Here is an 8469-nt window from a genome sequence, read left to right on the forward strand (position 1 = left end):
CGCTCCCACAAGGGGGATTTCATCCGGGCTGACAGTTTTTTGAACTATGATCGCTCCCACAAGGGGGATTTCATCCGGGCTGACAGTTTTTTGAACTATGATCGTGCTCTCTTCCGGAGGGCCTTCGATGACTGATTTCCTGACGTCCATTCAAGCCGCGCTCGGCTTGCCCGCTACTGCGATCACCGTTACCTCGAGCGGCGCCCTGCCCTCGGCGTTTGCCGTAACGGACCTCGCCAGCGCCAGCATCGCGGCTGCCGGCCAGGCCATCACTGAACTCCTGCAACAACAGACCGGTCGTTTACCGGACCTGGAAGTCGACCGTCGCCTCGCCTCCTTCTGGTTCGCCACGTCGATCCGCCCGATCGGCTGGAGCGTGCCACCGCTGTGGGACCCCATCGCAGGGGACTACGCGACCCATGACGGCTGGATTCGTCTGCACACCAACGCCCCTCATCACCGCAGCGCGGCCGAACAGGTGCTGGGACACTGCTTTGATCGCAGTGCGATGGCCGCCAAGGTCGCCCGATGGGGCAAAAGAGAGCTGGAACACGCAATAGTCGAGGCCGGCGGTTGCGCTGCCGAAATGCGCTCATGGCAACAATGGCAGTCCCACCCTCAAGGGGTGGCGGTGAACGCCGAACCGCTGATTCATTTTTCCGCAGACAATAGTGAGCACTCGAAAGCCTGGCCCGGTTCGGTCGCGCAACCGCTGGCGGGCATCAAGGTGCTGGACCTGACCCGCGTCCTCGCCGGCCCCGTTGCCAGCCGCTTCCTCGCAGGGCTGGGTGCCGATGTGTTGCGCATTGATCCACCGCAGTGGAACGAACCGGGTGTGATTCCGGAAGTCACCCTGGGTAAACGCTGCGCCCGCCTCGACCTGCACAACAGCGTCGATCGCGGGGTATTCGAAAGCCTGCTCAAGGATGCCGACATCCTGCTCCACGGTTACCGCGCCGATGCCTTGGAACACCTCGGCTACGGCACCGCCGAACGGCAGGAACTCGCCCCCGGCCTGATCGACGTTTGCCTCAATGCATACGGCTGGAGCGGCCCCTGGCAAAACCGTCGTGGTTTCGACAGCCTGGTGCAAATGAGCAGCGGCATCGCCGAGGCCGGGATGCTCTGGAAGCACGCGGACAAACCGACACCCTTGCCGGTTCAGGCGCTGGACCACGCCACCGGTTACCTGATGGCGGCCAGTGCGATCAAGTTGTTGGCTGAGCGGTTGAGTAGCGGACGCAGTGGCTCGGCACGATTGTCTCTGGCGCGCACGGCAAAGTTGCTGGTTGAACAGGGTCCGGGGACGGATGAGGCCTTGCGAGCCGAAGATGACAACGATCAGGGAATGGTGATTGAACAGACTCCTTGGGGCCCGGCGCATCGGTTGCATGTACCGCTGAAAATCACCGGTACACCGTTGCAGTGGGCCATTCCGGCCGGGGAATTGGGTTCCCATCGGGCGCAGTGGTGGTGACTGTTCGACCGCCATCGCGAGCAGGCTCGCTCCCACAGGTAATCACCGGTGTACGCGCGAACGTATGCCTGAAACAAATCCAGTGTGGGAGCGAGCCTGCTCGCGATGACGATCGAACAGTCAACGCAACTGTCGAGACAATTTCAGTCAACCCGAACCAACGACGTCCACAACACCTRCGCCGCATACGCCCGACACGGTCGCCACACCTCGGCACGGGCCAACAAATCACGCGGCGTCACCGGCCCACCTTCCAGCGCCGCCAGTGCGTTGATCAACCCCACATCGCCTGACGGAAACGCATCCAACTCGCGCATCTGTCGCAACGCGATGTACTGCGCCGTCCAGTCGCCAATCCCCCACAATGCCAGCAATCGCGCAACACCGTCGTTCCGACCCGGTTCAAACAACAAGGGATCGTCAAGCAACGCTTGCGCCACGCCAGACAGCGTCCGCCCACGGCTTTTCGGCATTCCCAACGTCGCCAGATCCGCTGCCGCCAACACCGTTGCTTGAGGAAACACATGAGTCAATCCTGACAGTGGCGCAGACAACGGTTCGCCATACTGCGCCACCAGCTTCCCCGCCAGCTTGATCGCGGCACCGACCGTGATCTGCTGCCCCAGCACCGCGCGAATTGCCAGTTCCAGCCCGTCCCACGCCCCTGGCACCCGTAAACCAGGACGCTCGGCAATCAACCTTGCCATCAACGGATCAACCGTCAGTTGCTGATGAATACGTGGCAAGTCTGCGTCCAGATCGAACATCCGCCGCAACCGCGTAACGATCTCGGGCACGGCTGACGCCTCAGGGAAGCACAGCCTCACCTCCAGCGCATTATCAGCCGCTGGCGTAATCGAAAACGTGCCGTGCACACCGTTCAGGCTGATGCTGCGCGAGTACACACCATCGACCACCGACTCCATCCCGGCAATCGCCCGCGCCGACAAAAAGCCGAGCATCGCCGGCCAGTCATAAGGCGGCTGATAGTCAAGCAACAGCTTCACCACAACAGCCCGCCGAGTCGAAGCGTTTGCGCCGGTTGCGACATCCTTACCTCTTATCTCGAATCGACTGTTTGTCATGTTTTGAAACCATAACAAGTGTTCATTTCATTAAATAGGCGACGTGGCATGACGTTAATAAAATAACGGCAAAAAACAATACTTATTCAGAACGCTCTCATCTATGCCATGAAGGCACTTTGCCGGTTTTGTGGGGCATTCCAGATACATAAATTCTGTACTGAAAACAGATGCGCAAAATTTGCGCATTCTGAAAAAACAACTAGCTTCAAGGCTCGCAGCGATTAGTAACCATCCCCGGTTATTTTATAAAAAGCCCTCTGGAACAGGCCTCTTGTGGCACATACGCTCTATTCAGGAAGTATTCACACATCCGTCATTAACAACGGAATGTGACCATCAACTGATCCAGATCAGCTGTTCTATCAGCAAGTGGATTTAGGCTGTGGTCTCTTTTCTCCGGCAATGGAGTCATGCATGTCTGAATCTTCTGGAAAACTACGACTCGGCGCCTTAGTCGCCCTGGTAGTAGGTTCCATGATTGGGGGCGGGATATTCTCTTTGCCGCAAAATATGGCCGCCAGTGCCGATGTCGGCGCAGTGCTGATTGGTTGGGCCATTACGGCCGTGGGCATGTTGACCCTGGCGTTCGTCTTCCAGACCCTCGCCAACCGCAAGCCTGACCTTGATGGCGGTGTCTACGCCTACGCCAAGGCCGGTTTCGGCGACTACATGGGTTTCTCGTCCGCCTGGGGTTACTGGATCAGCGCCTGGCTGGGCAACGTGGGGTACTTCGTACTCCTGTTCAGTACCCTCGGCTACTTCTTCCCGCTATTTGGGGAGGGAAATACGCCTGCGGCGGTGATTGGCGCTTCGCTGCTGCTGTGGGCCGTGCACTTTCTGGTGCTGCGCGGGATCAAGGAAGCGGCGTTCATCAACCTGGTGACCACCGTCGCCAAAGTCGTGCCACTGGTGCTGTTCGTCTTGATCGCGATCTTCGCCTTCAAACTCGACATCTTTACCGCCGACATCTGGGGCCTGAAAAACCCTGACCTGGGCAGCGTCATGAACCAGGTGCGCAATATGATGCTGGTCACCGTCTGGGTGTTCATCGGCATCGAAGGCGCGAGCATCTTCTCGGCCCGGGCGGAGAAACGTTCGGACGTCGGTAAGGCCACCGTCATCGGCTTTATCACCGTGCTGTTGTTCCTGGTGCTGGTGAACGTGCTGTCGCTGGGCATCATGACTCAGCCAGCGCTGGCCAAACTGCAAAACCCGTCGATGGCTGCCGTACTCGAGCACGTCGTCGGTCACTGGGGCGCGGTGCTGATCAGTGTCGGCCTGGCCATCTCGTTGTTGGGTGCCTTGCTGTCGTGGGTACTGCTGTGTGCGGAGATCATGTTCGCCGCCGCCAAAGACCACACCATGCCGGCGTTCCTGCGTAAGGAAAACGCCAAACAGGTACCGGTCAATGCCTTATGGCTGACCAACGCGATGGTGCAGATTTTCCTGGTCATCACCCTGTTCTCGGCCAGTACCTACCTGTCGCTGATCTACCTCGCCACCTCGATGATTCTGGTGCCCTACCTGTGGTCGGCGGCCTATGCACTGCTGCTGGCGGTACGCGGCGAGAGCTACGAAAACGCCCTGGCCGAACGCCAGAAAGACCTGGTCATCGGTGCCATTGCGCTGATCTATGCGATCTGGCTGCTGTACGCAGGCGRCACCAAATACCTGCTGCTGTCCGCCCTGCTCTACGCCCCCGGCGCGATCCTGTTCGCCAAGGCCAAGCACGAGTTGGGCAAAGCGGTTTTCACCAACGTCGAGAAGCTGATTTTCACCGCGGTAGTCATTGGCGCGCTGGTGGCGGCCTATGGGCTCTACGACGGCTTCCTGACCCTGTAGCACCTGTACCACTCGACTGTTTTGTTATCTGGAGGATCTGAAATGACCACGGAAAAAGTGAAGTACGGCGTACATTCCGAAGCCGGCAAACTGCGCAAAGTCATGGTGTGCTCCCCCGGCCTGGCCCACCAGCGGCTGACCCCGAACAACTGCGACGAACTGCTTTTCGATGATGTGCTGTGGGTGGCCCAGGCCAAGCGCGACCATTTCGACTTCGTCACCAAGATGCGCGAGCGCGATATCGACGTGCTGGAAATGCACAACCTGCTGACCGACATCGTATCCAACCGCGAAGCGCTGGACTGGATTCTGCAACGCAAGATCACCGCCAACTCCGTGGGTGTCGGCCTGGTCCACGAAGTCGACGCCTGGTTGCGCAGCCTCGAGCCGCGCAAGATCGCCGAATTCCTTATTGGCGGCGTGTCGGCCGATGACCTGCCCACCAGCTTCGGTGGCAAGACCATCGAAATGTTCCGCGACTTCCTCGGCCACTCCAGCTTCATTCTGCCGCCGCTGCCGAACACCCAATTCACCCGCGACACCACCTGCTGGATCTATGGCGGCGTCACGCTGAACCCGATGCACTGGCCGGCGCGCCGTCAGGAAACCCTGCTGGCCAGCGCCATCTACAAATTCCATCCGGAGTTCACCAACGCCGACTTCCAGGTCTGGTACGGCGACCCGGATCAKGAGCACGGCAACGCCACACTGGAAGGCGGCGACGTGATGCCCATCGGCAACGGCGTGGTGTTGATCGGCATGGGCGAACGCTCGTCCCGTCAGGCCATCGGGCAACTGGCACTGAACCTGTTCAAGCACAAAGCGGTCGAGCGCGTGATCGTCGCCGGCCTGCCGAAATCCCGCGCGGCGATGCACCTGGACACCGTGTTCAGCTTCTGCGACCGCGACCTGGTGACGATCTTCCCGGAAGTGGTGCACCAGATCGTCGCCTTCACCCTGCGCCCTGACGAAAGCAAACCGGGCGGCATCGATATCCGCCGCGAAGAAACCAGCTTCCTCGACACCGTGGCCGCCGCGCTCAACCTCAAGGCCCTGCGCGTCGTCGAAACCGGCGGCAACAGCTTCGCCGCCGAACGCGAACAGTGGGACGACGGCAACAACGTGGTGGCCTTGGAACCTGGCGTGGTAATCGGCTACGACCGCAATACCTACACCAACACCTTGCTGCGCAAGGCCGGGGTCGAGGTCATCACCATCAGCGCCAGTGAACTCGGCCGTGGCCGTGGCGGCGGCCACTGCATGACCTGCCCGATCATCCGCGACCCGATCGACTACTAACTTTCAAACCTTGGCCGGGGCTTACAGAGCACCGGCCTTGGGGATAACCGAAACCCAAGGAGATCCATATCATGGCTTTCAACATGCGTAATCGCAGCCTGCTCTCGCTGATGCACCATACCAATCGCGAGTTGCACTACCTGCTGGACCTGTCCCGCGACCTGAAACGCGCCAAGTACACCGGCACCGAACAGCCGCACCTCAAAGGCAAGAACATCGCGCTGATCTTCGAAAAAACTTCGACCCGCACCCGCTGCGCCTTCGAAGTCGCGGCCCATGACCAGGGGGCTCACGTCACCTACATCGACCCGGTGTCGTCGCAGATCGGCCACAAGGAAAGCATGAAAGACACCGCCCGCGTTCTCGGGCGGATGTTCGATGCCATCGAGTACCGCGGCTTCGAACAGGAAATCGTCGAAGAACTGGCCACGTTCGCAGGCGTGCCGGTGTTCAATGGCCTGACCGCTGAATTCCACCCGACGCAAATGATCGCCGACACCCTGACCATGCGCGAGCACAGCGACAAGCCGCTGCATGACATCAGCTACGCCTACCTCGGTGACGCCCGCTACAACATGGGTAATTCGCTGCTGATGATCGGTGCCAAACTCGGCATGGACGTGCGCATCGGTGCACCGAAAGCGCTATGGCCACATCAGGACTTCATCGATCAGTGCAAAGCCTTCGCCGAGGAAAGCGGTGCACGCATTACCATCACCGAAGACCCTGTCGAGGCGGTCAAGGGCGTGGACTTCATTCACACCGACATCTGGGTGTCGATGGGTGAACCGGTCGAAGCATGGGACGAGCGTATCGAACAACTGCTGCCGTACCAGGTCAACGCTAAAATGATGAAAGCCTCGGGCAATCCCCGGGTGAAATTCATGCATTGCCTGCCGGCGTTCCACAACAGCGAAACCAAGGTCGGCAAGGATATCGCGGCGCGCTACCCGCACCTGGCCAACGGCGTTGAGGTGACTGAAGAAGTATTCGAATCGCCCGCCAACATCGCCTTCGAGCAAGCGGAAAACCGCATGCACACCATCAAGGCGATCCTGGTCTCGGCGCTGGCGGATATTTAACGATCAACACGGTTTGCTCTTTGTGGGAGCGAGCCTGCTCCGGGCGGCGTTCCGACGATGGCGGACTGGAACTCAGCATGGATGTTGGCCGATACACTGCTATCGCGAGCAGGCTCGCTCCCACAGGAGAACGAGTTGCTCGCTCTCTTTTTGAAAGGACTGCATTATGCGTATCGTCATTGCACTGGGCGGTAACGCCCTGCTCCGCCGTGGTGAACCCCTGACCGCGGACAACCAGCGCGGCAATATCCGCGTCGCCACGGAACAGATCGCCAAGATCCATCCCGGTAACGAACTGGTGATCGCTCACGGCAATGGCCCGCAAATCGGCCTGCTGTCGTTGCAAGCGGCCGCCTACACCTCTGTCAGCCCTTATCCGCTGGACGTGCTGGGTGCTGAAACCGATGGGATGATCGGCTACATCATCGAACAGGAACTGGGCAATCTGCTGGACTTCGAAGTGCCCTTCGCGACCCTCCTGACCCAAGTCGAAGTCGACCCCAATGACCCGGCGTTCCAACACCCAAGCAAGCCCATCGGCCCGATCTATTCCAAGGCCGAAGCAGAAAAACTCGCCGCCGAAAAAGGCTGGGCCATCGCCCCGGACGGCGACAAATTCCGCCGCGTGGTGGCCAGCCCGAAACCCAAGCGCATCTTCGAAATCCGCCCGGTCAAATGGCTGCTGGAAAAAGGCAGCATCGTGATCTGCGCAGGCGGTGGCGGCATCCCGACGATGTACGACGAGCACCGCAAGCTCAAGGGCGTGGAAGCGGTGATCGACAAAGACCTGTGTTCGGCGCTGCTGGCCGAGCAGCTCGACAGTGACTTGCTGGTGATCGCCACCGACGTCAACGCCGCGTTCATCGACTTCGGCAAGCCGACTCAGAAAGCCATCGCCCAGGCCCACCCGGACGACATCGAAAAAATCGGCTTCGCGGCCGGCTCCATGGGGCCGAAAGTCCAGGCTGCCTGCGAGTTCGCCCGCCACACTGGCAAAGTCGCGGTGATCGGTTCACTCTCGGACATCGAAGCGATCGTCCAGGGCAACGCCGGCACCCGTATCAGCACGGCCAGACCTGGTATCACCTACCTATGAAAACAGCCGGGCAGGACTTGAGCCTGCCCCGTTTCAATGCCTTTGAAGGAGATGTCCATGGCCATATTTGAGCCCGGTCACTTGCATATCGAACGCCATGCGCTGAACAAGGATGATTTCAGCTACAACCTGTGCATCGACTATGAGATCGCTACCGACCCCAAGGAAGGCATAGGAATGCTTTTCACAGTGCATGGTTCGGTCGAGGGCAAGGACCTGAAGGAAGACTTCTTCCTGGCCAAAGACCAGGCCTTCGACTTTGCCCGACACGCCACGCGCATCGCACAGAAGTACGGCATGCCCAAGAATGCCAACATCAGCCCGCTGCACAAGTACTACGACGAAATGTTCGAAGACGTACGCAAGCAGCTTGATATCAAATCCGGGGATCCGGTGAAGCCCGAACACCTGTAATAACCCCAACACAGAAGATCAATGAGCCCACCAGTCCACTGTGGGAGCGAGCCGGCTCCGGGCGGCGTTCCGACGATTCTGTTGAAAAAGTCGGTTTGCACAAAACGCTCGAATACTGATGGGTGAAAACACCTGGTTTGCACGTCGTTACGAGAAATCCGAGTCCTGAAC

7 protein-coding genes are annotated in these 8469 nt (G+C 59.5%); 6 read left to right on the top strand and 1 reads right to left on the bottom strand.

Annotated elements, in window-relative coordinates:
• The first annotated feature begins 127 nt into the window (after nt 1-127).
• Nucleotides 128-1477, top strand: a complete 1350-nt coding sequence (locus AC1DH9_RS14955; RefSeq protein WP_427536081.1) for a CoA transferase — start codon at nt 128-130, stop codon at nt 1475-1477.
• 143 nt (nt 1478-1620) lie between these two features.
• Here the strand turns inward: AC1DH9_RS14955 and AC1DH9_RS14960 are convergent, their stop codons facing one another.
• The gene (locus AC1DH9_RS14960) at nt 1621-2484 is read right to left on the bottom strand and encodes a DNA-3-methyladenine glycosylase family protein (RefSeq protein ID WP_477808358.1); all 864 of its coding nucleotides are present in this window, start codon (nt 2482-2484) and stop codon (nt 1621-1623) included.
• 495 nt (nt 2485-2979) lie between these two features.
• Here AC1DH9_RS14960 and arcD point away from each other — a divergent pair, with 495 nt between their 5' ends.
• The 5 genes from arcD to AC1DH9_RS14985 all read left to right on the top strand — a co-directional run bounded on the left by arcD (nt 2980) and on the right by AC1DH9_RS14985 (nt 8298).
• On the top strand, nt 2980-4407 hold the full coding sequence (arcD, locus tag AC1DH9_RS14965; RefSeq protein WP_477808359.1) for an arginine-ornithine antiporter: 1428 nt from the start codon (nt 2980-2982) through the stop codon (nt 4405-4407).
• 42 nt (nt 4408-4449) lie between these two features.
• Complete coding sequence (gene arcA / locus AC1DH9_RS14970; protein ID WP_477808360.1) at nt 4450-5706, top strand: arginine deiminase; 1257 nt, start codon at nt 4450-4452, stop codon at nt 5704-5706.
• A gap of 71 nt (nt 5707-5777) precedes the next feature.
• Nucleotides 5778-6788: an ornithine carbamoyltransferase gene (locus tag AC1DH9_RS14975; RefSeq protein ID WP_427536089.1), complete on the top strand. Its 1011-nt coding sequence runs from the start codon at nt 5778-5780 to the stop codon at nt 6786-6788.
• 166 nt (nt 6789-6954) lie between these two features.
• Nucleotides 6955-7884, top strand: a complete 930-nt coding sequence (arcC, locus tag AC1DH9_RS14980; protein ID WP_427536090.1) for a carbamate kinase — start codon at nt 6955-6957, stop codon at nt 7882-7884.
• A gap of 57 nt (nt 7885-7941) precedes the next feature.
• Complete coding sequence (locus AC1DH9_RS14985) at nt 7942-8298, top strand: DUF5064 family protein (RefSeq protein WP_427536092.1); 357 nt, start codon at nt 7942-7944, stop codon at nt 8296-8298.
• Nucleotides 8299-8469 lie beyond the last annotated feature (171 nt).

The sequence above is a fragment of the Pseudomonas sp. 05T35 genome, from assembly GCF_056396605.1.